This is a genomic window from Citrobacter sp. TBCS-14 (assembly GCF_005280805.1).
GTDB classification, from domain to species: Bacteria; Pseudomonadota; Gammaproteobacteria; order Enterobacterales; family Enterobacteriaceae; genus Citrobacter; species Citrobacter gillenii.
The window spans coordinates 1-2134 of record NZ_SZWM01001104.1; the positions used below are offsets into that span (position 1 = coordinate 1).

Sequence of the window (2134 nt, forward strand, 5' to 3'; positions counted from 1 at the left end):
ATTTATCGCTTAAAGGTTCAATCAATGCAAATGATATATCACTTAGAGGTACAATCGATGTTCCAACTCAAATGTTGACAATTCAAACTGGAAATGGTATGCAGTTGCAATTCACTAAAAAGAACGATGATTTAGTAATTGTTAGACTCTTTGGTAGTGTATCAACTACAAAAGCTGGCATTAAAATGTCTGGACCATGGGTAGATAAAGAATTTCGTCCAGCTGTTGTTCAAAGTATTGTTGGTCATTTTGCTGGACATGAGACTTCTTTCCATATTGACATAGACACAAACGGTAGTATTACTTGGTGGGGACCAGATATTGGTAAAACACCTATTGCAACACGTGGTAACGGAAGTTACTTCATTAAATAACAAAATAGAAAGCGAAACAAAATGGTAACTAGAATGATTTTAATAACTATCTTAATTTTAGCGATTCTTTTCGCTACATGGGTAAAAGATAGAGAAGCAATGAACCCACCTTTCAAACGTAGACTTGTGATTGACTTAACGGTTATTTTATCCCTGTGGGTTTTATATGCGGTCTTCTTCTTTACACAAACTCCCTCAACTTCTGATATTGCCAAAACTGTGATTGACGTAGGTTTATTGTACTTTGTAGGGCAATTTATTTATTTGGTCGCAAAAATCAGTCCTATGTTCGACGGTTTGGTTAAACTTATGAAAAAGAACGGTGTAAGTGTTCCAGAAGTAGAAGAAGAACAAACGGAGGATAAAAAAGAATGAATATAACTAATGCTGGTGTACGTGGTTATAACCCTACTGGGGTTGTAATTCACAATGACGCTGGTTCGAATGGTGCTAACGCTGGCTTCTACAACAACTGGTTACCTAATCATAACCCTGAAAATGGCTTTGCTCATGTCTACATTGCTTCTGACGGAAGATTACAAGCTTCTGATTTCTCTAATATGGCATGGCATTGTGCCAACTCGTACGGTAATGCTAACTATGCAAGCTGGGAAGTATGCCAATCAGAGGGCGATTTAAACCAGTTCTTGAGAAATGAGCAAGCGGTACTAGATGACGTGGCTAAGTACATGAAACAATGGGGGTTAACTCCTAATCGTGATACTGTTAAACTACATCAAGAACTTTCAGCAACTTCATGCCCTAGACGTTCAGTAGAAGTACACGGAGGCACGTTAGAGAGTTGTCGCTCATACTTTATCACAGAACTAAACAAGCGCCTTACAGGACAAACTAGTGGCACAGTCGCAGTAAACAATACACAAACAAATACAGAATTAGAGGACGACGATTTAATGAAATTTACATATACAAATGGCGATAAAACAACTTACTACTTTAATGGCGAAAAAGTTATCGCTCTATCACACCCAGACCAATTGGCAATTGTTCGTAAAACTTATAAAGAAACAACTGGCAAAGACCTTAAAAACTTCGATTGGAAAGGTTCGCCTATTGATATTCGTTTCATGCAAGCTAACGGAATCGACAAACCAATCATTGCTAAAAAATAATACGAAAAAGGCCCTCACTTAATTGTGGGGCTTTCTTTGTTCGGTATCATTTCATCTTTTTCACTAACATGTTGACTTCCTCTATTATTAGATCGTTAAGTTTCCTCATCGTGTTCTCTTGCGATTCTGTCAACTTAGGCTTGTTTTTCAGCTTCAACTCTTCGTTGATTTTTTTCACTAATTCGTTGTTCTTCAAGTGATTTCTCCTTAGCTTGCCTTATATGCTCATATTTTGCTTTCTCTTGCGTTTTAAGCTCTTGTTCATATAATTGTGCCACAATATCATTAAAGCCCTTATCTGCCCTTTTATGAGCCTTTTGAATCAATACGATACTTCTAGTTGTGTCGTCTGTTAAAATAAAGATAATTGCTCTCCTTTTTGCGCATCAATTGCTTACCTGATTGATAGCTTCAATAATATTATTGCCGACATTTATTAGAATTTCATCACTTACAATTACATTCTTTCTTGAAAATAGTTCGTTCTCAATCTTCATAAAGTGCATTGCTTTAGCTAAAAATTGAGCAGATGATTCATAATATAATGTTTCTAGCTCATCATCTGAAAGCTGTGTTAAATCATCATTAGCAAAAGTTGTAAGTTTTCGCTTAATCTCTTTGCCATTG

5 protein-coding genes are annotated in these 2134 nt (G+C 36.3%); 3 read left to right on the forward strand and 2 right to left on the reverse strand.

What is annotated here, in order from left to right; genetic code table 11:
- The 3 genes from FDX22_RS24240 to FDX22_RS24250 form a co-directional block, all read left to right on the forward strand.
- The coding region (locus FDX22_RS24240; RefSeq protein WP_047578206.1) for a hypothetical protein at positions 1 to 374 on the forward strand (374 nt) is incomplete at its 5' end.
- Between the two features lie 33 nt (positions 375 to 407).
- Positions 408 to 749 (forward strand): hypothetical protein, encoded by a 342-nt coding sequence (locus FDX22_RS24245; RefSeq protein WP_197064330.1) that lies wholly within the window; start codon positions 408 to 410, stop codon positions 747 to 749.
- Positions 746 to 1507, forward strand: a complete 762-nt coding sequence (locus tag FDX22_RS24250) for an N-acetylmuramoyl-L-alanine amidase (protein WP_036853161.1) — start codon at positions 746 to 748, stop codon at positions 1505 to 1507. The genes FDX22_RS24245 and FDX22_RS24250 overlap by 4 nt, the downstream gene beginning before the upstream one ends.
- Positions 1508 to 1641: 134 nt before the next feature.
- Here the strand turns inward: FDX22_RS24250 and FDX22_RS24255 are convergent, their stop codons facing one another.
- Positions 1642 to 1833 (reverse strand): hypothetical protein, encoded by a 192-nt coding sequence (locus tag FDX22_RS24255; protein WP_036853162.1) that lies wholly within the window; start codon positions 1831 to 1833, stop codon positions 1642 to 1644.
- 60 nt (positions 1834 to 1893) lie between these two features.
- The coding region (locus tag FDX22_RS24260; RefSeq protein WP_146717905.1) for a hypothetical protein at positions 1894 to 2134 on the reverse strand (241 nt) is incomplete at its 5' end.

Excerpts from the sequence above, each read along its gene's own strand:
- FDX22_RS24245 (WP_197064330.1), top strand. The coding sequence starts at position 408 with ATGATTTTAATAACTATCTTAATTTTAGCGATTCTTTTCGCTACATGG.
- FDX22_RS24250 (WP_036853161.1), top strand. The coding sequence starts at position 746 with ATGAATATAACTAATGCTGGTGTACGTGGTTATAACCCTACTGGGGTT.